We start from the raw sequence: 22,406 nt of genomic DNA, 5'->3' as shown, positions 1-22,406 counted from the left end.
GACGGCACCATGCCCGTCTGGTTGCAAAACGAAGGCGCCTGGATCGCGATCGGCATCTCGCTGGTGTTCGTGGTGGCGGGCTGGGTCATGCACCGCGTGTTCCTTCGTATCCTGAAAAACCCGGCGCCGTCGCCTGAGCCCGTACCGAACCCAACCAACACCCCTCACGCAGAGAACAAACAATGAGCGACATTCTTCAAAAAATCGTGGCCGTGAAGCACGAGGAAATCGCCGCCGCACAGCGAAAAAAGCCGCTGGATGCGATGCGCTTCGACGCTGAGAGTCGCGTGCTCACGCGTGACTTTGAAGGCGCCTTGCGCGCCAAGATCGCCGCAGGCCAGGCCGCCGTCATCGCCGAAATCAAGAAAGCCAGCCCCAGCAAGGGCGTGATCCGCGAAGACTTCATTCCCGCCGACATTGCACAGAGCTACGCCGAGGGCGACGGCAAGGTGAGCGCGGCCTGCCTGTCGGTGCTCACCGATCGTCAGTTCTTCCAGGGCAGTTCGGACTACCTCAAGCAAGCCCGCGCCAGTTGCGATCTGCCGGTGCTGCGCAAAGATTTCATGGTCGACCCGTACCAGGTGTACGAAGCCCGCTTCATGGGGGCCGATGCCATTTTGTTGATCGCCGCCTGCCTCGATGACGCGCAGATGGCAGCGCTGGAGGCGGTGGCCCTGAGCCTGAACATGGCGGTGCTGGTGGAGGTGCACGACCGCGACGAACTGCAGCGCGCGCTCAAGCTCAAGACCCGCCTGCTGGGTATCAACAACCGCAACCTGCGCACCTTTGACGTGACGCTGCAGACCACGCTGGACATGCTGAACGATGTACCTGCCGACCGCCTGCTGATCACCGAATCTGGCATTGTGTCGCGCGCCGATGTGCAAACCATGCGCAGTGCAGGCGTACACGCTTTTCTGGTGGGTGAGACCTTCATGCGCGCCCCCGAGCCTGGCCTGGCGCTTGCTGAGCTGTTTGCATAGGCTTGTCGCACATGCAAGCGGTGCTCGACCTGGATGGCGCAATGCCTGCAGCGACCGACCTGCCAGCCGCAGGCCTGACAGATGCTGCCCTGCGGCCCGGTTGGGCACCGACCGTCGAGGGCTTTCGCGCATCGGCCGAAGGCGCCCGCTTGCAGGCCTTTTTGCAGCAGCGGCGTGCAGCGCGTGCGGTCATCTACCCGCCGCAGCCCCTGCGTGCGCTCATGCTCACCGCGCCCGAATCGGTGCGGGTGGTCATTCTGGGTCAAGACCCTTACCACGGGCCTGGGCAGGCCGAGGGTCTGGCTTTTTCTGTGGCTCCCGGTGTGAAGCTGCCGCCCAGTTTGCGCAATATCTTCAAAGAACTGCAGCGCGATCTGGTCCTGCCGCTGCCCGCCAGCGGTTCCCTGGTGCGCTGGGCAGCGCAGGGCGTGCTCTTGCTCAATACCTGTCTCACGGTGGAAGACGGCCAGCCCGCCAGCCATGCGGGACAGGGATGGGAGGCGCTCACCGATGCGGTGATTCGCCATTGCAGCGCCAGTGGCACGCCCAAGGTCTTCCTGCTGTGGGGCGCTCACGCTCAAAAGAAAGCAGGTCTCATCGACGCCAGCCGCCACGCGGTGTTGTTGGCCAACCACCCCTCGCCTTTGTCAGCCAACCGCGGCCCCACGCCTTTCATCGGATGTGGGCACTTTGGACAAGCCAATCAATGGCTGATCGCTCAAAAACTGCCCTCGATTCGGTGGTGACTGCGCGACTTTGCTCAGAAGACTGGTGCAAGTCGTAAAAACCATGGCATAATTCTGGGCTGCGCTACGGAGGGGTGGCCGAGTGGTTAAAGGCAGCAGACTGTAAATCTGCCCGCTAACGCGTACGCTGGTTCGAATCCAGCCTCCTCCACCAGCAGTTGATGTGATCTAGGAGCGATTGGGATGTCGCGCTCAGGGTTGTCCGAGTCGTGTGGCTCTGGTTTCTTTGTGCGGGAGTAGTTCAATGGTAGAACCCCAGCCTTCCAAGCTGATGACGCGGGTTCGATTCCCGTCTCCCGCTCCAGATCGTTTCGATGGCTGGTTCGTTTTTACAGACGATGCAGTGAATTTTCTGAGGTGCCCGGTTGATCTGGGTGCCTTGGCCCTTGTGGCTCAGTGGTAGAGCACTCCCTTGGTAAGGGAGAGGTCGCGGGTCCGATTCCCGCCAAGGGCACCATATTTTTTCTGGTGTTTCGGCAATTTTGATTTTGGAGCTGAAAAATGGCAAAAGAGAAATTTGAGCGGACCAAGCCGCACGTCAACGTTGGCACCATTGGTCACGTTGACCACGGTAAAACCACCCTGACCGCGGCCATCACCACCGTGCTGTCGGCCAAGTATGGCGGCTCCGCCAAGGCCTACGACCAGATCGACGCGGCTCCGGAAGAGAAGGCCCGCGGTATCACGATCAACACCGCCCACGTGGAATACGAAACGGCCAACCGCCACTACGCCCACGTCGACTGCCCCGGCCACGCTGACTATGTGAAAAACATGATCACCGGTGCGGCCCAGATGGACGGCGCCATTCTGGTGTGCTCGGCCGCTGACGGCCCCATGCCCCAGACTCGCGAGCACATCCTGCTGGCTCGCCAGGTGGGCGTGCCTTACATCATCGTGTTCCTGAACAAGTGCGACATGGTCGACGACGCCGAGTTGCTCGAGCTGGTCGAAATGGAAGTACGCGAGCTGCTGGACAAGTACGAGTTCCCAGGCGACGCCACCCCCATCATCCACGGCTCTGCCAAGCTCGCCCTCGAAGGCGACAAGGGTCCTCTGGGTGAAGAGGCCATCATGAAGCTGGCCGACGCTCTGGATACCTACATTCCCACGCCTGACCGCGCGGTGGACGGTGCCTTCCTGATGCCCGTGGAAGACGTGTTCTCCATCTCGGGTCGCGGTACCGTGGTGACCGGCCGTATCGAGCGCGGTATTGTCAAAGTTGGCGAAGAAATCGAAATCGTCGGTATTGCCGACACCCAGAAGACCACCTGCACCGGCGTGGAAATGTTCCGCAAGCTGCTGGACCAGGGTCAGGCAGGCGACAACGTCGGTATTCTGTTGCGCGGTACCAAGCGCGAAGATGTGCAGCGTGGCCAGGTGCTGTGCAAGCCCGGTACGATCAAGCCACACACCCACTTCACCGGCGAGATCTATGTCTTGTCCAAAGACGAGGGTGGCCGTCACACGCCGTTCTTCAACAACTACCGTCCGCAGTTCTACTTCCGCACGACCGACGTGACAGGCTCCATCGAGTTGCCAGAAGGCAAAGAGATGGTCATGCCTGGCGACAACGTGTCGATCACCGTCAAGCTGATCAACCCCATCGCCATGGAAGAAGGTCTGCGCTTCGCTATCCGCGAAGGCGGTCGTACCGTCGGCGCCGGTGTGGTTGCCAAGATCATTGCCTGATTGCCCATAGCGGGGTATAGCCAGTAGGGGTATAGCTCAATTGGCAGAGCGTCGGTCTCCAAAACCGAAGGTTGTAGGTTCGATTCCTACTGCCCCTGCCACCAAACAGGATCAAGCTATCGTCTGATCCCCTTGTTTTGTGGTTAACAAGCCCACCGAAGTCGTTACGACCTCTGGTGGGCTTGCGTGTCTCAAGCTTCTGGCTTCGGTGGCGCGAAATTTTGTAATGCATCGTCTGGAATCTCATGGCCACTTCCGAAGTTCAAACCGTCAACACCAGCGCCGACAAGGCCAAGCTGGCTGCCGCCGTTGCGTTGTTGCTCGGCGGCTTTGTCGCGTTTTATTTGCTGTCTGCTCAGGGTCCGCTCGTGCAGTGGGGTGCACTCATTGCAGCCACAGCTGCTGCGGTGGTGGTGTTTGGTGTGTCTGAGTCGGGCAAGCAGTTGCTGGCCTTTGGGCGAGATGCGTGGCGTGAAACCAAAAAGGTGGTTTGGCCTGCGCGCAAAGAAGCGATTCAGATGACGGCCTATGTGTTTGCGTTCGTCTTTGTGATGGCGCTGTTCCTCTGGCTGACCGACAAGACCCTGGAATGGTTGTTTTACGACCTGATCCTGGGCTGGAGAAAATAATGAGCGATCAACAAAGCCCTGTGACCGACGGCGTTGCCGCGGACGGTATGCGTTGGTATGTGGTGCATGCCTACTCGGGCATGGAGAAGGCCGCTGAGCGCAATATCGTTGAGCGCATCAACCGCGCCGGCATGCAAGACAAATTCGGTCGCATCCTGGTACCCACCGAAGAGGTGGTGGAGATGAAAAACGGCCAGCGCCGCACCACCGAGCGCAAATTTTTCCCCGGCTATGTGCTGGTGGAAATGGTGATGGATGACGACACCTGGCACCTGGTGAAGCACACCAACAAAGTCACCGGCTTTGTGGGTGGCGCCAAGAACCGCCCTGCACCGATTTCTGAAGAAGACGTTCAGAAAATCGTCAACCAGATGCAGGAAGGTACCGACAAGCCCCGCCACAAAGTGGAGTTCGTCGTGGGCGAATACGTTCGCGTCAAGGAAGGTCCGTTCACCGACTTCAATGGCACGGTGGAAGAGGTCAACTACGAAAAGAACAAGATGCGCGTGTCGGTGACCATTTTCGGTCGCGCAACGCCTGTCGAGCTGGAATTCAGCCAAGTCGAAAAGACCTGATATTTTTAATCTGCCGTGGCATTTGGCCATGGCAGCAGCAGCTGCAAGGGTCGGCCCGAAGCGGTAGCTGGTAATTTTGTGATTCGGGCCGAAAGCCGCGAGGAGGCTGCAGTTTGCAGCCGTTTGGACTCGCAGGAGCAAAACCATGGCGAAAAAAATCGTCGGTTTCATCAAGCTGCAAGTGCCAGCTGGTAAGGCCAACCCTTCCCCACCAATCGGTCCAGCGCTGGGTCAGCGCGGTCTGAACATCATGGAATTCTGTAAGGCGTTCAACGCCCAGACCCAGGGCGTTGAGCCAGGTCTGCCGTTGCCCGTGGTCATCACGGCCTTTGCAGACAAGAGCTTCACCTTCATCATCAAGACGCCGCCTGCGACGACCCTGATCAAGAAGGCTATCAAGCTGGACAAGGGTTCGCCCGTGCCCAACAAGCAGAAGGTTGGCAAGATCACCCGCGCTCAGCTCGAAGAGATTGCCAAGGTCAAGATGAAAGACATGACCGCTGCCGATGTGGACGCCGCAGTGCGCACCATCGCCGGTTCGGCCCGCTCGATGGGCGTGATTGTGGAGGGTGTGTAAATGTCCAAGCTGACCAAGAAACAGAAAGCCTTTGCAGGCAAAGTCGACAGCATGAAGCTGTACGCACTGAACGACGCACTGGCCATCATCAAAGAATGCGCCAACGCCAAGTTTGACGAATCCATCGACGTGGCGATCCAGCTCGGCGTGGATGCCAAGAAGTCTGACCAGGTGGTGCGTGGCGCCGTGGTCATGCCCAACGGCACCGGCAAGACCAAGCGCGTGGCCGTGTTCGCCCAAGGTGCCAAAGCCGAAGAAGCCAAGGCCGCTGGAGCTGACATCGTGGGCATGGACGATCTGGCTGCCGACATCAAGGCAGGCAAGATGGACTTCGACGTGGTTATCGCTTCGCCTGACGCCATGCGCGTCGTGGGTACCCTGGGTCAGATCCTGGGTCCACGCGGCCTGATGCCCAACCCCAAGGTCGGTACCGTGACGCCTGACGTCGCTCAAGCGGTGCGCAACGCCAAGGCTGGCCAGGTGCAGTTCCGTGTGGACAAAGCCGGTATCGTGCACGGCACCATCGGCCGCCGTTCGTTCGACAGCGACAAGCTTCAGGGCAACCTGGTGGCTTTGCTGGACGCACTGACCAAGGCCAAACCAGCCACCAGCAAGGGTGTGTACCTGCGTAAAGTCGCGGTTTCGTCGACCATGGGTGTGGGCGTTCGCGTCGACATGCAATCCATCTCGGCCTGATCGCTTGAAGAAAATTCGGGTGTCCGTCTTTGGACGAGGCGCCCGGGTGTGGTGGGTCTGTGGTCCGGTGGCTTGGCTGCCCGACCCCAGAGCCATCCAAGACCGTTGGTGTTGAGCGGTGCCTTTAGGGGTGCGGTTTGACTTAATTGTGACAAGCCAACGCAGATGGCGATCCCGCTGCAGATGGAACAAGATTCCCTAAACAGTTGGTCGCTGCAATGAGGCGTGCTGAAGGCCGTTGGGCCGCAAGCACATTTAAGGAGTAGACCTTGAGTCTGAATCGCAGTGAGAAAGAAGCGGTCATTTCCGAAGTGACCAGCCTCGCCGCTAAAGCTCAAACGCTCGTGATGGCGGAATACCGTGGCATCACGGTCGCGAACATGGACAAACTGCGCGTCACAGCCCGCAGCAACGGTGTCAGCCTGAGCGTGTTGAAAAACACCCTGGCTCGCCGTGCAGTGGCTGGCAGCGCATTTGAAGTGGCCGCAGACCAGATGACCGGTCCGTTGATCTATGGCTTCTCTGAAGACGCTGTGGCTGCTGCGAAAGTGGTGGCTGACTTCGCGAAAACCAACGACAAGCTGGTGATTCGCGGTGGCGTTTACGGTGGCAAAGTCCTGGACGTCGAGGGCGTTAAGAAGCTCGCAAGCATCCCTTCGAAAGAAGTGTTGTTGGCACAGCTGTGTGGCTTGCTGATGTCGCCCATGTCGCGTACGGCCGTTGTGCTGGGCGCCCTGGCGGCGAAAAAAGGCGAAGGCGCTGCCGCACCGGCAGAAGTTGCTGCAGAACCTGCAGCCGACACCGCCGCACCGGCAGAAGACGCTGCCGCCGCTTGATGCGCGGCACGTTCGTTTAAACCAATTGTTAGGAAATCAAAATGGCATTCGATAAAGACGCATTTTTGACCGCGCTGGACAGCATGACGGTCATGGAACTCAACGACCTGGTGAAAGCCATCGAAGAGAAGTTTGGCGTGAGCGCTGCCGCCATGGCCGCTCCTGCTGCTGCTGGTGGTGGTGCCGCTGCTGCTGCTGAAGAGAAGACCGAGTTCAATGTGGTGCTGCTGGAAGCTGGCGCCAACAAGGTCTCCGTCATCAAGGCCGTTCGTGAAATCACCGGTCTGGGTCTGAAAGAAGCCAAAGACCTGGTCGACGGCGCACCCAAGAACGTGAAAGAAGGCATTGCCAAGGCCGACGCCGAAGCCGCCATGAAGAAACTGGTTGACGCCGGTGCCAAGGCCGAGCTGAAGTAATTCGGTTCCCTTCAGGGGCTGGAGTGCTCGAAAGAGCCTCCAGCCTTTGGTGCTTTCAGAGCACACCCAAAAATCGGCTTCTGGACCGGTTTTTCGACAGGCTGCAGGCTAGCGAAAAACCTCTACGAGCATGTTTTTGAGTGTCTTCTGACCCCGACTGCAGAAGACGACTTGGTTCGGGCCTGTGTGCAATGCGCAGGCCGTCCGCCAATGGTTGGTAGAGGCCAGCCACCAAGCATGTCACCGAGCGTTTGATGCGCCCGGTAGGCAAGACAGTCGCCGCAGACCTCAAGCCCGGAGATCTCATGGCCTCAGCATCGAATTATTCATACACCGAACGCAAACGCATCCGAAAGAGTTTTGGCACCCGCGAGACTGTCATCGCGATTCCCTACCTCTTGCAGATGCAAAAGGACGCTTACACCGCGTTCTTGCAAGCGGATTCAGCGCCCAAAAAGCGCACCAACGAGGGCCTGCAGGCCGCGTTTGAAGCCGCATTCCCGATCGTCTCGCACAATGGTTTTGTCGAGATGAAGTTCGTGGAGTACAACCTGGCCAAGCCAGCGTTTGACGTGCGCGAATGCCAGACCCGTGGCCTAACCTTTGCCTCCGCTGTGCGCGCCCGCGTGCAGCTGATCATCTACGACCGTGAGTCGTCGACCAACCAGTCGAAGGTGATCAAGGAAGTGAAAGAGCAAGAGGTCTACATGGGCGAAGTGCCCCTGATGACGGACAAGGGCTCTTTCATCATCAACGGCACCGAGCGCGTCATCGTGTCGCAGCTGCACCGCTCGCCTGGCGTGTTCTTTGAACACGACAAGGGCAAGACCCACAGTTCGGGCAAGCTGCTGTTTTCGGCCCGCATCATCCCTTACCGCGGCTCTTGGCTGGACTTCGAATTCGATCCGAAAGACATCCTGTTCTTCCGTGTCGACCGCCGCCGCAAAATGCCGGTCACGATTCTGCTGAAAGCCATTGGCCTGACGCCTGAGACCATCCTGGCGAACTTCTTCGTCAACGACCACTTCCGCCTGATGGACAGCGGTGCCCAGATGGCCTTTGTCCCCGAGCGTCTGCGCGGTGAAGTGGCCCGTTTCGATATCACCGACAAGTCGGGCAAGGTCGTGGTCGCCAAGGACAAGCGCATCACGGTGCGTCACACCCGTGAAATGGAGCAATCTGGCACCACGCACATCAGCGTGCCCGAAGACTTCATGATCGGCCGCGTGGTGGCCCGCAACATTGTGGACGCTGACACCGGCGAGATCATTGCCAAGGCCAACGAAGAGCTGACCGAAGCCTTGCTGAAGAAACTGCGCACCGCTGGCGTGCAGGATCTGCAGTGCCTCTACACCAACGAACTCGACCAGGGTGCTTACATTTCGCAGACCTTGCGCAGCGACGAGACCGCTGACGAGTTTGCCGCCCGTGTGGCCATCTACCGCATGATGCGCCCCGGCGAGCCGCCGACCGAAGACGCTGTGCAAGCGTTGTTCCACCGCTTGTTCTACAACCCGGACACGTACGACCTGTCGCGCGTAGGCCGCATGAAGTTCAACGCCCGTGCCGGGCGCGACGAGTCGACCGGCCCGATGGTGCTGTCCAACGAAGACATCTTGGCGGTGGTCAAGATTCTGGTGGATCTGCGCAATGGTCGCGGTGAGGTCGACGACATCGACCACCTGGGCAACCGCCGCGTGCGTTGCGTGGGCGAGCTGGCCGAAAACCAGTACCGCACCGGCTTGGCTCGCATCGAGAAGGCTGTGAAAGAGCGTCTGGGCCAGGCCGAGCAAGAGCCGCTGATGCCGCACGACCTGATCAATTCCAAGCCGATTTCCGCGGCTCTGAAAGAGTTCTTCGGTGCGTCCCAGCTGTCGCAGTTCATGGACCAGACCAACCCGCTGGCCGAGATCACCCACAAGCGCCGCGTGTCGGCCCTTGGCCCGGGCGGTCTGACGCGCGAGCGCGCTGGTTTTGAGGTGCGTGACGTGCACGTGACCCACTACGGTCGCGTGTGTCCCATCGAAACGCCTGAAGGCCCAAACATTGGTCTGATCAACTCGCTGGCTTTGTACGCCCGTCTGAACGAGTACGGTTTCATCGAAACCCCATACCGTCGGGTGGTCGACGCCAAGGTGACCAACCAGATCGATTACTTGTCGGCCATCGAAGAAGGCAAGTACGTCATTGCGCAGGCCAACGCCACGCTGGACGCTGAAGGTCGCCTGAGCGGTGACCTGATCTCCGCGCGTGAAAAAGGCGAGTCGATCCTGACGCCCGCTGACACCATCCAGTACATGGACGTGTCGCCTGCGCAGATCGTGTCTGTGGCCGCTTCGCTGGTGCCCTTCCTGGAGCACGACGACGCCAACCGCGCGCTGATGGGTGCCAACATGTCGCGTCAGGCCGTGCCTGTGCTGCGCCCTGAAAAGCCGCTGGTGGGTACCGGCATTGAGCGCGTGGCTGCGATCGACTCGGGCACTGTGGTCACCGCCAAGCGCGGTGGCGTGGTCGACCATGTCGATGCCACCCGCATCGTGATTCGCGTGAACGACGCGGAAGCGGTGGCCGGTGAAGTGGGTGTGGACATCTACAACCTCATCAAGTACCAGCGTTCCAACCAGAACACCAACATCCACCAGCGTCCCATCGTCAAGAAGGGCGACAAGCTGGGTAAGGGTGACGTGATTGCCGACGGCGCTTCGACCGACCTGGGCGAGATCTCGATCGGCCAGAACATGCTGATTGCCTTCATGCCCTGGAACGGCTACAACTTCGAAGACTCGATCCTGATCTCCGAGCGCGTGGTGGCCGAAGACCGCTACACCTCGATCCACATCGAGGAACTGGTGGTCATGGCGCGCGACACCAAGCTGGGCGCGGAAGAAATCACCCGCGACATTCCCAACCTGGCCGAGCTGCAGCTCAACCGCCTGGACGACTCCGGCATCATCTACGTGGGCGCCGAAGTGCTGCCCGGCGATGTGCTGGTGGGCAAGGTCACGCCCAAGGGCGAGACCACGCTGACGCCTGAAGAAAAGCTGCTGCGCGCCATCTTCGGCGAAAAAGCCAGCGACGTGAAAGACACCTCGCTGCGCGTGGGCCAGGGTTCGCAAGGCACCGTGATCGACGTGCAGGTCTTCACCCGTGAAGGCATCACGCGTGACAAGCGTGCCCAGCAGATCATTGACGACGAGCTCAAGCGCTACCGCCTGGACCTGAACGACCAGCTGCGCATTGTGGAAGCCGATGCGTTTGACCGTATCGAAAAGCTGCTGATCGGCAAGGTCGCCAACGGCGGCCCCAAGAAGCTGGCCAAGGGCACCAAGATCGACAAGGCCTATCTGGACGACGTCGAGAAATACCACTGGTTCGACATCCGTCCGTCGGAAGACGACGTGGCTGCCCAGCTGGAGTCCATCAAAAACGCCATGGAACAGACGCGCCACAGCTTCGACCTGGCTTTTGAAGAAAAGCGCAAGAAGCTCACGCAGGGTGACGAGTTGCCAGCGGGCGTGCTCAAGATGGTCAAGGTGTACCTGGCCGTCAAGCGCCGCTTGCAGCCGGGTGACAAGATGGCCGGTCGCCACGGCAACAAAGGTGTGGTGTCCAAGATCGTTCCGGTCGAAGACATGCCTTACATGGCCGACGGCACCCCCGCCGACATCGTGCTCAACCCGCTGGGCGTGCCTTCGCGCATGAACGTGGGTCAGGTGCTGGAAGTCCACCTGGGCTGGGCTGCCAAAGGACTGGGCCAGCGTATTGGTGACATGCTGCAGGCCGAGGCGAAAGCCACCGAACTGCGCTCGTTCCTGGACACCATCTACAACCAAGCCGGTAAAAAGGAACACCTGTCCGACCTGAGCGACACGGATGTGGTCGAGATGGCGCACAACCTGACCGGTGGCGTGCCATTTGCCACGCCGGTGTTTGATGGTGCTTCCGAAGATGAGATCCGCGCCATGCTCAAGCTGGCGTACCCGGACGACATCGCCGCGAAGAAGGGCCTGACCGAAACGCGCACCCAGGCGCAGCTGTATGACGGTCGTACCGGCGACGCTTTTGAGCGCAAGACCACGGTGGGCTACATGCACTTCCTGAAGCTGCACCACTTGGTCGACGACAAGATGCACGCCCGTTCCACCGGCCCTTACTCCCTGGTCACGCAACAGCCGCTGGGCGGCAAGGCGCAGTTTGGTGGTCAGCGTTTCGGCGAGATGGAAGTGTGGGCGCTGGAAGCCTACGGTGCGTCTTACATCCTGCAGGAAATGCTCACCGTCAAGTCCGACGACGTGCAGGGCCGCACCAAGGTGTACGAGTCCATTGTCAAGGGCGAGCACTCGATCGAAGCGGGCATGCCCGAGTCGTTCAACGTGCTGGTTAAGGAAATTCGCTCGCTCGGTATCGACATCGAATTGGAAAGAAGCTGATTACAAACCCACCCCCGCGCCACGCCTGCGGCGCGTCAGCCCCTCAGGGGGCAACACCTGCGGCCCGGCAAAGCCGGTTCTGCGGTGTTCTGGGTTTAAGTCACTTCGATCCTCTTTCGCTGTCTCTGTTTCTTTAAGGAAATTCACATGAAATCCTTGCTCGACCTGTTCAAGCAGTTCACGCCCGACGAGCATTTCGATGCCATCCGCATCGGCTTGGCGTCGCCCGAGAAAATCCGTTCGTGGTCTTTTGGCGAAGTCAAAAAGCCCGAAACCATCAACTACCGCACCTTCAAACCTGAGCGTGACGGTCTGTTCTGCGCCAAGATTTTTGGCCCTATCAAGGACTACGAATGCCTGTGCGGCAAGTACAAGCGTCTGAAGCACCGCGGTGTCATCTGCGAGAAGTGCGGCGTTGAAGTCACGCAGACCAAGGTGCGTCGCGACCGCATGGGTCACATCGACCTGGCCGCGCCTTGCGCCCACATCTGGTTCTTGAAGTCACTGCCTTCGCGTCTGGGCCTGATCCTGGACATGACGCTGCGCGACATCGAGCGCGTGCTGTACTTTGAAGCCTATGTGATCGTCGATCCGGGCATGACGCCGCTGAAGAAATTCGCGATCATGACCGAGGACGACTACGACGCCAAGCGCAAGGAATTCGGCGACGAATTCATCGCCAAGATGGGCGCTGAGGGCATCAAGGAGTTGCTGCAGGCGATCGACCTCGAGATCGAGATCGACAAGCTGCGCAACGACCTGACCGGCTCCGAACTCAAGATCAAGAAGAACGCCAAGCGCCTGAAGGTGCTGGAAGCCTTCAAGAAGTCGGGCATCAAGCCCGAGTGGATGGTCCTGGACGTGCTGCCTGTGCTGCCGCCCGACCTGCGTCCGCTCGTTCCCCTGGACGGCGGCCGCTTCGCGACCTCCGACCTGAACGATCTGTACCGCCGCGTCATCAACCGCAACAGCCGCCTGCGCCGTCTGCTGGAGCTGAAGGCCCCTGAGATCATCGCGCGCAACGAAAAGCGCATGCTGCAGGAAGCCGTGGACTCGTTGCTGGACAACGGCCGCCGTGGCAAGGCCATGACGGGCGCCAACAAGCGCGCACTCAAGTCGCTGGCCGACATGATCAAAGGCAAGAGCGGTCGTTTCCGCCAGAACTTGCTGGGCAAGCGCGTCGACTACTCGGGCCGTTCGGTCATTGTGGTGGGTCCAACGCTCAAGCTGCACCAGTGCGGCCTGCCCAAGCTGATGGCGCTGGAGCTGTTCAAGCCCTTCATCTTTGCCCAGTTGGAGCAGCGTGGCATTGCCACCACCATCAAGGCCGCCAAGAAAGAAGTGGAAGCCGGCACGCCCGTGGTGTGGGACATTCTGGAAGAGGTGATCAAAGAGCACCCGGTGATGCTGAACCGCGCACCCACGCTGCACCGTCTGGGCATTCAGGCGTTTGAGCCGATCCTGATCGAAGGCAAGGCCATTCAGCTGCACCCCCTCGTTTGTGCGGCCTTCAACGCCGACTTCGACGGTGACCAGATGGCTGTGCACGTGCCGCTGTCGGTGGAGGCGCAGATCGAAGCCCGCACCCTGATGCTGGCGTCCAACAACATCCTGTTCCCGGCTTCTGGCGAACCGTCCATCGTGCCGTCGCAAGACGTGGTGCTGGGCTTGTACTACGCGACCCGCGACCGCATCAACGCCAAGGGCGAGGGCATGATCTTTGCCGATCTGGCCGAGCTGCAACGTGCGCTGGACAACGGCGCGGTTGAGATCACCGCCAAGATCAGCGTGCGACTGCAGCAGTACACGCTGGACAAGGCCACGGGCGAGTTCACGCCGTTCATTTCCCTGGTGGACACCACCGTGGGCCGTGCGTTGCTGTCTGAGATTCTGCCCAAGGGCCTGCCCTTCGACGTGCTGAACAAGCCGTTGAAGAAGAAGGAAATCTCCAAGCTGATCAACACCGCGTTCCGCAAGTGCGGTCTGAAAGAAACCGTGGTGTTCGCCGACAAGCTGTTGCAAAACGGTTTCCGTCTGGCCACGCGCGCCGGTATCTCCATCGCGGTGGACGACATGCTGGTGCCCAAAGAGAAGCCGGCCATCATCGAGCGCTCCGAGAAGGAAGTGAAGGAAATCGCCCAGCAGTACGCATCCGGTTTGGTGACCGCAGGTGAGCGCTACAACAAGGTGGTGGACATCTGGGGCAAGGCCGGCGACGAGATCTCGAAGGTGATGATGGCCCAGCTGGCCAAGCAAAAGACCACCGACCGCCACGGCAACGAGGTGGACCAGGAGTCGTTCAACTCGATCTACATGATGGCCGACTCGGGTGCTCGCGGTTCTGCGGCACAGATTCGCCAGCTGGCCGGCATGCGAGGCCTGATGGCCAAGCCCGACGGCTCGATCATTGAGACCCCTATCACGGCGAACTTCCGTGAAGGTCTGAACGTGTTGCAGTACTTCATCTCCACGCACGGCGCACGAAAAGGTCTGGCCGACACGGCGTTGAAGACCGCCAACTCGGGCTACCTGACCCGCCGCCTGGTCGACGTGACGCAAGACTTGGTGGTCAACCACCAGGACTGTGGCACCACCAATGGCACGGTGATGCGCGCGATTGTTGAAGGCGGTGAAGTCATCGAGTCGCTGCGCGACCGCATTCTGGGCCGCACCACGGCCGAGGAAGTGATTCACCCAGAGACCCGCGCCGTGATGGTCCCCGCTGGCCAGATGATGGACGAAGACATGCTGGACGAGCTCGAAGCCGCCGGCGTGGACGAAGTCAAGGTTCGCACCGCCCTGACCTGCGAAACCCGCTTTGGCATTTGTGCCAAGTGCTATGGCCGCGACCTGGGCCGTGGCGGCCTGGTGAATATCGGTGAAGCCGTGGGTGTGATCGCTGCACAGTCGATCGGTGAGCCGGGTACCCAGCTGACCATGCGCACGTTCCACATCGGTGGTGCTGCGTCGCGTGCGGCGGTGGCCTCCAGCGTGGAAGCCAAGTCCACCGGCTCCATTGGTTTCAACGCTACGATGCGTTACGTGACCAACACCAAGGGCGAACTGGTGGTGATTTCCCGTTCCGGCGAAATCATCATCCACGACGACATTGGTCGCGAGCGTGAGCGCCACAAGGTGCCTTACGGTGCCATCCTCGCCGTCAAGGCCGACCAGGCCATCAAGGCCGGCTCCGTGCTGGCCAACTGGGACCCGCTGACCCGACCCATCATCACGGAATTCGCCGGTCAGGTGAAGTTCGAAAACGTGGAAGAAGGCCTCACCGTGGCCAAGCAGGTCAACGACGTGACCGGTCTGTCCTCGCTGGTGGTGATCGATCCGAAGCACCGCGGTTCGACCAAGGTGGTGCGTCCACTGGTCAAGTTGCTGGACCCCCAGGCCAACGAAGTGAAGATCCCCGGCACCGACCACTCGGTGACGGTGGGCTTCCCTATCGGTTCCCTGCTGGAAGTGCGCGACGGCCAGGAGGTCGGCCCAGGCCATGTGCTGGCTCGCATCCCGGTCGAAGGTCAGAAGACGCGCGACATCACCGGCGGTCTGCCGCGTGTGGCCGAGCTGTTTGAAGCCCGCTCGCCCAAAGACGCCGGCAAGCTGGCCGAAATGACCGGTACCGTGTCTTTCGGCAAAGAGACCAAAGGCAAAGTTCGCCTGCAGATCACCGATCCCGAAGGCAACGTCTGGGACGACCTCATCCCCAAAGAGAAGAACATCCTGGTGCACGAAGGCCAGGTGGTCAACAAGGGTGAGGGCGTGGTGGACGGTCCAGCCGATCCGCAGGACATCCTGCGTCTGCTGGGTATTGAAGCCTTGTCGCGCTACATCGTTGACGAGGTCCAGGACGTGTATCGCTTGCAGGGCGTGAAGATCAACGACAAGCACATCGAGGTGATCGTTCGCCAGATGCTGCGCCGCGTGATCGTCGAGGCCGTGGGTGATTCGTCCTACATCAAGGGCGAGCAGGTGGAGCGTTCGGAAATTCTGAACACCATCGACGCGTTGCGCGCTGAAGGCAAGATTCCGCCTACCTTTACCAACGTGTTGCTGGGTATCACCAAGGCCTCCCTGTCGACCGACTCGTTCATCTCGGCGGCTTCCTTCCAGGAAACCACCCGCGTGCTGACCGAAGCGGCCATCATGGGCAAGCGCGATGAGTTGCGTGGCCTGAAGGAAAACGTGATCGTGGGTCGTCTGATCCCGGCCGGTACCGGCATGGCTTACCACGAAGCGCGCAAGGTGAAGGAAAAGATGGACGACGAAGAGCGCCGTGCCATTTCAGAAGCCGACGCCCTGTCGCTGGCTGCGGACCAGGCCGACCACGCCGACGTGTCCAGCGGCGGCGATGCCGCTGAATAAAGCGGCCACGGCGCTCAGGCCCACCGCCTGACCCTCAAAAGCCCCCGACCATCCGGTCGGGGGCTTTTTTTATGCGTGCGGCTGGTTTTCATCACACGGGGGGCTTGAGGGCCTAGGGTATATTGCCCTCGCTCACGACCCGACCGACCTCGAAGGAGTTGAACCCATGTCTGCTGCGCTCTGGATCTTTCTGGCCTTGGGCCTGCTGGTGTTTTTCTGGGCGGTGGGTGCGTACAACCGCCTGGTGCGGTTGAAAAATGCCATCGCCAACGCCTTTGGGCAGATTGACGTGCAGCTCAAGCGCCGTTACGACCTTATTCCCAACCTGGTGGAGGTAGCGCGCAAATACCTGGCCCACGAAGCACAGACGCTGGAGGCGGTGATCGCCGCACGCAACCAGGCCCGCGCCGCTGAGAAAACCGCTGCGGGCAGCCCGCTCAATGCCGGTGCGTTGGGTGCACTGGCCGGTGCCGAGCAGCTGTTGGGCGGTGCTCTGGGCCGCTTGTTTGCGGTGGCTGAGGCCTACCCCGACCTCAAGGCCGACCAGACCATGCGCGAATTGAGCGAAGAGCTGGCCAGCACCGAAAACCGCATTGGCTTTGCCCGCCAGGCTTACAACGACCACGTGCTCGAATTCAACGATGCCGCCGCCCAGTTTCCGACCCTCATCGTGGCCCGGCTGTTCAACTTCACCCCGCAGGCCATGCTGGAGTCCACCAGCAACGAAGCCGAGCGCCAGGTGGTGAAGGTTGTTTTCTGATCTGCCCCCGCGCCTGGCTGCGCCCGCCACCAACTCGGGGGCGATACTGGCCGTCTGCCAAAGCCGGCCTCGCGGTTTCTTCGGGTGGTTCACCGTCTGCCCTCAGGCTTTGTTGTGCTGATTTTTGAATCACAGCGCGAAGCCCGCAGCAAAACGCGCAGGCTGCTGCTCGCGTTTGTCCTTACGGTGTTGCTGCTGGTGCTGGCCATCAACGCCGCGCTCGCCGTGGCCTGGGGCCTGACATGGGGTTTCTGGACACCCGGCGAGATGCGTTTTCCCCGCCACTTCTTCGCCGTCAACACCGGCGTGGTGTTGTTGTTTGTGCTGGGTGGCTGGTGGGTCGAGACCTCGCGCTTGGCCGACGGCGGTGGCCGGCGCCTGGCCGAACAGATGGGTGCACGCCCGGTGCAGCCGTCGGCCGATTTTGATGAACAACGCTTTCGCAACATTGTGGAAGAAATGGCGGTGTCATCGAGCATGAAGCGCCCGCAGGCCATGGTGCTGGCGCGCGACCCGAGCATCAATGCGTTTGCGGCGGGCTGGGACGAAGACGATGCCGTGGTCGCCGTGACGCAGGGCGCGTTGGATCTGCTGTCGCGCGACGAGTTGCAGGGCCTGGTGGCGCACGAATTCAGCCACATCCGGGAGGGCGACACACGGCTCAACATGCGGCTCATTGGCATGGTGTTTGGACTGGAAATGCTTTACCGCATGGGCCAGCATCTGTTTGAGCCCGATGCGCGGGACCGCCGCATGGCTGCGGCTCTGCTGGGCCTGGCCATCATGGCCGCTGGTTGGCTGGGCTGGCTGGCGGGGCACGCGTTGCAGGCCGCCGTATCGCGCCAGCGCGAATACCTGGCCGACGCGCGGGCGGTGCAGTGGACCCGCAGCCGCGACGGCTTGGGCGGTGTGTTGCGCAAGATCCTGAGCCAGCAACGCGATGGCGTGGTGTCGAGCCGCATCGGCTCCATGGTGCAACACCTGCTGCTGGTGTCCAACGAAACCGGCCCCGTGGCCCATTGGCTCGACTCGCACCCCACCCTGGAACAGCGCATACGCCGTATTTACGGCCGCGCCATGGGCCCGCTGCCCCTGACGCGGGAAGCGGAAAAGCCGCAGGCTGACGCCGCAGCAACGGCATCGCCCGCGTCTTCAGCCCCCGGCGAAGGCCCGGGCTGGACGCTGAATTGAATCTGCGCTTTCCTGCGGGTGCGGGTTTGCGCCACACTCACGGGTTGCCAACATGGAATTGCCTGTGACTGCCCCAGCCCGCCCCAAGCCTTTTACACAGCCCCGACCGCGTCCTGCCCCCCAAGCTGCCGTGCGGCTGGCGCCCAGCCTGGCTGCCCAGTTGCGGCACACCGCGCACTGTGTGCTGGCCGTCGAGCAGGGTCGCTCGCTCAGTGAAGTGATGCCCCAGGTCAGCGCCGAGCTGCGCCCTGGGGTTCAGGCGCTTACCTTCCATGTGCTGCGCCACTTGGGCACAGCCCGCGCGGTGGTGGCGCAACTGGTGCAGCGCAAACCCGATCCTGCGGTCATGGCCTTGCTATGCAGCGCTGTGGCCTTGCTGCTGGGCGGGCCAAACACGGCAGATGGCGATGCCGCCACCCACGCGCCCGGCGCCCAGCCCGCCGGGCCGCATTACGAGCCGCACACGGTGGTCAACCAGGCGGTGGATGCGGCCCGGCATGACCGCAATACCCAGCGCCAGGCAGCTTTCGTCAACGCCTGCTTGCGCCGTTTCTTGCGCGAACGCGAGGCGTTGCTGAACGCGGTGGCCGGCCTGCCTGTGGCGCGCTGGAACCACCCAACGTGGTGGATTGAGCGCCTGCAGCGCGACCACCCTGAACACTGGGCCGCTATTCTGAAAGCCAGCAACCAGCCTGGGCCCATGGCCCTGCGTGTGAACCGCAGAAAGACCAGCCGCGCCAGTTACCAGCAGGCACTGCTTGCCTTGGGCATCGCGTCCACCCCGGTGGGCAGCGATGGCCTGGTGCTGGATGCCCCCCAACCGGTGGACCGCTTGCCCGCTTTTGCGCTGGGCCATGCCTCGGTGCAAGATGCCGCAGCACAAATGGCCGCATCCCTGTTGCTTGAAAGAAGAGAGTGGGCGCTCACAGACCGTGTGCTTGACGCATGCGCCGCCCCGGGCGGCAAAACCGCACATCTGCTGGAATGGGCCAGCCTGGATCTGCTGGCGTTGGACGTGGATGCCCGCCGCTGCGAACGCATCCACGACAACCTGCAGCGACTGGGCTTGCAGGCCGAGGTGCGTTGCGCCGACGCCGCCCACCCCGCTGATTGGTGGGATGGGCGTGCGTTTGACGCCATCTTGCTCGACGCGCCCTGCACCGCTTCGGGCATTGTGCGGCGCCACCCCGACGTGCGCTGGCTGCGCCGCGCGACGGACGTGGACCAGCTGGTGGCCATTCAGCGGGCCCTGTTGGAAGCCCTCTGGCCCCTGGTGAAACCGGGTGGCCGCCTCGTGTATTGCACCTGCTCGGTGTTTCGTGCCGAAGGTGCCGATCAGGTCGCTGCGTTCCTTGAGCGCCACACTGACGCGGTTCATCGGCCCGCAGTGGGCCATTTGCTGCCCGGTTTGGCCGCCCCGGCGGGTGAGTTCAACGACAATCCTCAGGGTGGATACGACGGTTTCTTTTACGCACGCATCGACAAGGCCCAGCCTTGATCGGCCACCGTTGGCCACGCCCGTGAGCCGCGTGCTGCGCTGGTTGCGTCTTCTGTTGACGCTCGTTGCTTTGGCCTGGCTCACCCACACGCCGGCCCAGGCCTATGAGCCCGAGATTCTGCAAATGGGCGTGCAGCGCACGCAGGAGGCGCTGTACCTGTCGGCCCGGCTCAAGCTGGAGCCTGCGGCTGCTGTGGAAGACGCCCTGCTGAAAGGCGTGCCGCTGTATTTCGCCTGGCAGGCCGATGTGTACCGCCAGCGCTGGTATTGGACGGACAAGCGGGTGTCCACCGCGCTGCGCACGCTGCGCCTGGCCTACCAGCCCCTAACGCGCCGCTGGCGGCTGAGCCTGTCCAACGACGCCAGTGGCGTCACTGGTGCCGGACTGCAATATGCGCTGCACCAAAATTTTGATAGCCTCGCCGACGCTCTGGCGGGCATTGGCCGGGTATCGCGCTGGAAAGTGTCCGATGCAGCCCGTCTGCAAGCCGACGACAAACACCGCGTGGAATGGCGCTTCCGGCTCGACCTTTCTTTGCTGCCCCGTCCGTTCCAGATCGGCATGAGCAACCAGCCCGAGTGGGACATTGCCGTGCAAAAAGTGCTGCGGGTACCCACGCAGGCCGAGCCCGAGCCCCATCCTGACGGCGCCCCCGACCTGCGACCTGGCGACGAGCTGGGCGAGTCGGTGGCCGCAGAACCCGGGCGCTGAAGCCCGACAGTGTTGAACCACCTGAACCCGACCCCGCTGGCCTTGAACCCCGTCGAAACCCCGTCGTCTCGCCAGAAAACCGCCGCTTTGCGCTGGGCGGTGTTGGTGGGCCTGGTGTTCATGACCGGGTTGGGCATGGTGTTGCTGTTCCTGCTGACCCTGGCCACGCGCAACCGTATTTTTTACGAGCAAAATTTCGCCTGGCTGGTGGGCATCAACATGGCGGTGGCCGCCGTGCTGGTGGGCATCATCTTGTGGCTGGCGGTGCGGCTGGCGGTGCGCTTCAGAAAGGGCAAGTTTGGCAGCCGCCTGCTCATCAAGCTGGCCGGCATCATTGGGCTGGTGGGCATTTTGCCGGGCTTGCTGATCTACACCGTGTCCTACCAGTTCGTGTCGCGTTCCATTGAAAGCTGGTTCGATGTGCGGGTCGAGTCGGCCCTGAGTGCCGGTCTCAGCCTCGGCCGCACCACGCTGGACACCCTGAGCGCCGACCTGAGCAGCAAAACCCGCATGGCCGCTGAAGGCCTCGCCCGCGTGCCCGATGCCTCTGCCGTGCTGGCGCTGGAGCGGATGCGCGAACAGCTTTCTGCCACCGATGTCGTGCTCTGGAACGCCGCTGGGCAGGCGCTGGCGAGTGCGGGGGAGTCGCGATTTGACATCTCGCCCAGCAGCCCCGGGCTGGCGCAGCTGCGCAACGTGCGGTCGGCCCGCGTGGTGGCGCAAATTGAAGGGCTCGAAGAGGGCAGCGATGGCGAGCTTGAAGCCGCCCAGGCCGTCGGACAGGCGCGCATCAAAGTGCTGGCGCTGGTGAACGCGCCGGCCTTTGGTTTCAACGCCGAGCCGCGCTACCTGCAAGTCATTGCACCGCTACCGCCCGCACTGGTGGCCGACGCCCTGGCCGTGCAAGTGGCCAACCGCGAATACCAGGAACGCGCCCTGGCCCGTGAAGGCCTGCGCCGCATGTACATCGGCACGCTCACCCTGGCGCTGTTTCTCGCAGTATTTGGCGCCGTGCTGCTGGCGGTGCTGCTGGGCAACCAGCTGGTGCGCCCGCTGCTGGTGCTGGCAGAAGGCATGCGCGAAGTGGCCGCGGGTAACCTCGCGCCCAAGCCCGCGCTCGCTGCCCGCGACGAACTTGCCGGCCTCACCCGCACCTTTGCCCACATGACACAAGACCTGGCCGACGCCCGCAGCGCCGTGCAGCACAGCATGGCGCAGGTGGACGCGGCGCGCGACAGCCTGCAAACCATTCTGGACAACCTCACCGCCGGCGTGGTGGTGCTTGACGAGCACAGTCGGGTCCTCAGCGTCAACCCCGGCGCAGCGCGCATCTTGCGCACTCCGCTGGGGCTGCACCTGGGCAAACCCCTCGCGGAGGTGCCGGGGTTGGCGTTTTTTGCGGCCGGCGTGCTGCAGCAGTTTGAGCGGTTTTTGTCAGACGACACTCCCCACCAAGGCGGTTACTGGCAACAGTCGTTTGAGCTCAACGCCAATGGCACCACCCCGTTTGACGAAGGTATCACCCTGATCGCCCGGGGCGCCTTGTTGCCCAACAACGACCGCTTGCTGGTGTTTGACGACGTCTCTGAAATGGTGTCCGCCCAGCGCGCCCAGGCCTGGGGAGAAGTGGCACGTCGCCTGGCCCACGAAATCAAGAACCCCCTCACGCCCATCCAGCTGTCGGCCGAGCGCCTGGCCATGAAGCTCGACGGCAAAGTGCCACCGCCCGAGCAGGCCATTCTCACCAAATCGGTCAAAACCATCGTGGACCAAGTGGATGCCATGAAGCGACTGGTCAACGAGTTTCGCGACTACGCACGCCTGCCCGCCGCCCAGTTGGCCCCCACCGATCTCAACGCGCTGGTGCGCGACATACTGTCACTGTACGACAGCGCCGCTGTGCCCGTGCGCTTTGAGCTGGCCGACGACTGCCCGCTCGCCATGGCCGACGCCCAGCAGGTGCGCCAGATGCTGCACAACTTGGTGCAAAACGCCCAGGATGCGGTGGCCGGGCACCCGGGCGCCGAGGTCTTGCTGCGCACCCGCCGTTCCGACTCTGGCCAATGGGTGCGCCTGTCCGTCATCGACCATGGCCCCGGTTTTGCCGAGCACATCCTCAAGCGGGCGTTTGAGCCTTACGTCACCACCAAGGTCAAGGGTACCGGTCTGGGGCTGGCTGTGGTCAAGAAAATCATGGACGAACACGGGGGCCGGGTTGACCTCTCCAACCGCGTGGTCGACGGCCAAGTGCTGGGTGCTCAAGTGTCGTTATCATTCGCAGTGGTTAATTGACA

17 protein-coding genes and 4 tRNA genes are annotated in these 22,406 nt (G+C 61.9%); all 21 read left to right on the top strand.

Going from position 1 to position 22,406, the window contains the following annotated elements; genetic code table 11:
* Positions 1–9 precede the first annotated feature (9 nt).
* The 21 genes from ACTG4K_RS13740 to ACTG4K_RS13640 all read left to right on the top strand — a co-directional run bounded on the left by ACTG4K_RS13740 (position 10) and on the right by ACTG4K_RS13640 (position 22,404).
* Positions 10–186, top strand: a complete 177-nt coding sequence (locus ACTG4K_RS13740; protein ID WP_439114771.1) for a hypothetical protein — start codon at positions 10–12, stop codon at positions 184–186.
* A complete protein-coding gene (trpC, locus tag ACTG4K_RS13735; protein ID WP_439114770.1) occupies positions 183–983 on the top strand; it encodes an indole-3-glycerol phosphate synthase TrpC in 801 nt (266 codons plus the stop codon). The genes ACTG4K_RS13740 and trpC overlap by 4 nt, the downstream gene beginning before the upstream one ends.
* Before the next feature lie 41 nt (positions 984–1,024).
* On the top strand, positions 1,025–1,729 hold the full coding sequence (locus ACTG4K_RS13730; protein ID WP_439114769.1) for a uracil-DNA glycosylase: 705 nt from the start codon (positions 1,025–1,027) through the stop codon (positions 1,727–1,729).
* A 68-nt stretch (positions 1,730–1,797) separates the two neighbouring features.
* Positions 1,798–1,883: transfer RNA gene (locus ACTG4K_RS13725), tRNA-Tyr, on the top strand.
* Positions 1,884–1,959: 76 nt separating this feature from the next.
* A tRNA-Gly gene (locus ACTG4K_RS13720) sits at positions 1,960–2,033 on the top strand.
* A gap of 78 nt (positions 2,034–2,111) precedes the next feature.
* Positions 2,112–2,186 (top strand) — tRNA-Thr (locus ACTG4K_RS13715).
* A 44-nt stretch (positions 2,187–2,230) separates the two neighbouring features.
* Positions 2,231–3,421, top strand: coding sequence for an elongation factor Tu (tuf, locus tag ACTG4K_RS13710; protein WP_439112199.1), 1,191 nt, complete (start codon positions 2,231–2,233; stop codon positions 3,419–3,421).
* 25 nt (positions 3,422–3,446) lie between these two features.
* Positions 3,447–3,522: transfer RNA gene (locus tag ACTG4K_RS13705), tRNA-Trp, on the top strand.
* Positions 3,523–3,666: 144 nt separating this feature from the next.
* Entirely contained in the window at positions 3,667–4,050 is a 384-nt protein-coding gene (secE, locus tag ACTG4K_RS13700) for a preprotein translocase subunit SecE (RefSeq protein ID WP_439114768.1), read from the top strand.
* Positions 4,050–4,625 (top strand): transcription termination/antitermination protein NusG, encoded by a 576-nt coding sequence (gene nusG, locus ACTG4K_RS13695; protein ID WP_439114767.1) that lies wholly within the window; start codon positions 4,050–4,052, stop codon positions 4,623–4,625. Before secE ends, nusG begins: the two co-directional genes overlap by 1 nt.
* 145 nt (positions 4,626–4,770) lie before the next feature.
* Positions 4,771–5,202 (top strand): 50S ribosomal protein L11, encoded by a 432-nt coding sequence (gene rplK / locus ACTG4K_RS13690; protein ID WP_304838858.1) that lies wholly within the window; start codon positions 4,771–4,773, stop codon positions 5,200–5,202.
* Positions 5,203–5,898, top strand: coding sequence for a 50S ribosomal protein L1 (rplA, locus tag ACTG4K_RS13685; protein ID WP_439114766.1), 696 nt, complete (start codon positions 5,203–5,205; stop codon positions 5,896–5,898).
* A 269-nt stretch (positions 5,899–6,167) separates the two neighbouring features.
* Complete coding sequence (rplJ, locus tag ACTG4K_RS13680; RefSeq protein ID WP_439114765.1) at positions 6,168–6,734, top strand: 50S ribosomal protein L10; 567 nt, start codon at positions 6,168–6,170, stop codon at positions 6,732–6,734.
* Between the two features lie 41 nt (positions 6,735–6,775).
* Positions 6,776–7,150: a 50S ribosomal protein L7/L12 gene (gene rplL / locus ACTG4K_RS13675; protein ID WP_439114764.1), complete on the top strand. Its 375-nt coding sequence runs from the start codon at positions 6,776–6,778 to the stop codon at positions 7,148–7,150.
* Positions 7,151–7,455: 305 nt separating this feature from the next.
* The gene (gene rpoB, locus ACTG4K_RS13670; protein WP_439114763.1) at positions 7,456–11,580 is read left to right on the top strand and encodes a DNA-directed RNA polymerase subunit beta; all 4,125 of its coding nucleotides are present in this window, start codon (positions 7,456–7,458) and stop codon (positions 11,578–11,580) included.
* Positions 11,581–11,727: 147 nt separating this feature from the next.
* Positions 11,728–15,951 carry a DNA-directed RNA polymerase subunit beta' gene (gene rpoC / locus ACTG4K_RS13665; RefSeq protein ID WP_439114762.1) on the top strand — a complete coding sequence of 1,408 codons (4,224 nt, stop codon included), beginning with the start codon at positions 11,728–11,730 and terminating at the stop codon, positions 15,949–15,951.
* A gap of 166 nt (positions 15,952–16,117) precedes the next feature.
* Positions 16,118–16,711 (top strand): LemA family protein, encoded by a 594-nt coding sequence (locus ACTG4K_RS13660; RefSeq protein ID WP_439114761.1) that lies wholly within the window; start codon positions 16,118–16,120, stop codon positions 16,709–16,711.
* 114 nt (positions 16,712–16,825) lie between these two features.
* On the top strand, positions 16,826–17,902 hold the full coding sequence (locus ACTG4K_RS13655; protein ID WP_439114760.1) for a M48 family metalloprotease: 1,077 nt from the start codon (positions 16,826–16,828) through the stop codon (positions 17,900–17,902).
* A 52-nt stretch (positions 17,903–17,954) separates the two neighbouring features.
* Positions 17,955–19,400, top strand: a complete 1,446-nt coding sequence (gene rsmB / locus ACTG4K_RS13650; RefSeq protein ID WP_439114759.1) for a 16S rRNA (cytosine(967)-C(5))-methyltransferase RsmB — start codon at positions 17,955–17,957, stop codon at positions 19,398–19,400.
* 22 nt (positions 19,401–19,422) lie between these two features.
* Complete coding sequence (locus tag ACTG4K_RS13645; protein WP_439114758.1) at positions 19,423–20,112, top strand: DUF4390 domain-containing protein; 690 nt, start codon at positions 19,423–19,425, stop codon at positions 20,110–20,112.
* Between the two features lie 21 nt (positions 20,113–20,133).
* Positions 20,134–22,404, top strand: a complete 2,271-nt coding sequence (locus tag ACTG4K_RS13640) for an ATP-binding protein (RefSeq protein ID WP_439114881.1) — start codon at positions 20,134–20,136, stop codon at positions 22,402–22,404.
* Positions 22,405–22,406 lie beyond the last annotated feature (2 nt).

The sequence above is a fragment of the Hydrogenophaga sp. genome, assembly GCF_965657535.1.
Classification (GTDB): Bacteria; Pseudomonadota; Gammaproteobacteria; order Burkholderiales; family Burkholderiaceae_C; genus Hydrogenophaga.
This window is presented reverse-complemented; position numbering and strand designations above follow the sequence as displayed.

Coding starts and splice junctions, on each gene's coding strand:
- ACTG4K_RS13740 (WP_439114771.1), top strand. CDS start 10: ATGCCCGTCTGGTTGCAAAACGAAGGCGCCTGGATCGCGATCGGCATC.
- trpC (WP_439114770.1), top strand. CDS start 183: ATGAGCGACATTCTTCAAAAAATCGTGGCCGTGAAGCACGAGGAAATC.
- ACTG4K_RS13730 (WP_439114769.1), top strand. CDS start 1,025: ATGCCTGCAGCGACCGACCTGCCAGCCGCAGGCCTGACAGATGCTGCC.
- tuf (WP_439112199.1), top strand. CDS start 2,231: ATGGCAAAAGAGAAATTTGAGCGGACCAAGCCGCACGTCAACGTTGGC.
- secE (WP_439114768.1), top strand. CDS start 3,667: ATGGCCACTTCCGAAGTTCAAACCGTCAACACCAGCGCCGACAAGGCC.
- nusG (WP_439114767.1), top strand. CDS start 4,050: ATGAGCGATCAACAAAGCCCTGTGACCGACGGCGTTGCCGCGGACGGT.
- rplK (WP_304838858.1), top strand. CDS start 4,771: ATGGCGAAAAAAATCGTCGGTTTCATCAAGCTGCAAGTGCCAGCTGGT.
- rplA (WP_439114766.1), top strand. CDS start 5,203: ATGTCCAAGCTGACCAAGAAACAGAAAGCCTTTGCAGGCAAAGTCGAC.
- rplL (WP_439114764.1), top strand. CDS start 6,776: ATGGCATTCGATAAAGACGCATTTTTGACCGCGCTGGACAGCATGACG.
- rpoB (WP_439114763.1), top strand. CDS start 7,456: ATGGCCTCAGCATCGAATTATTCATACACCGAACGCAAACGCATCCGA.
- rpoC (WP_439114762.1), top strand. CDS start 11,728: ATGAAATCCTTGCTCGACCTGTTCAAGCAGTTCACGCCCGACGAGCAT.
- ACTG4K_RS13660 (WP_439114761.1), top strand. CDS start 16,118: ATGTCTGCTGCGCTCTGGATCTTTCTGGCCTTGGGCCTGCTGGTGTTT.
- rsmB (WP_439114759.1), top strand. CDS start 17,955: ATGGAATTGCCTGTGACTGCCCCAGCCCGCCCCAAGCCTTTTACACAG.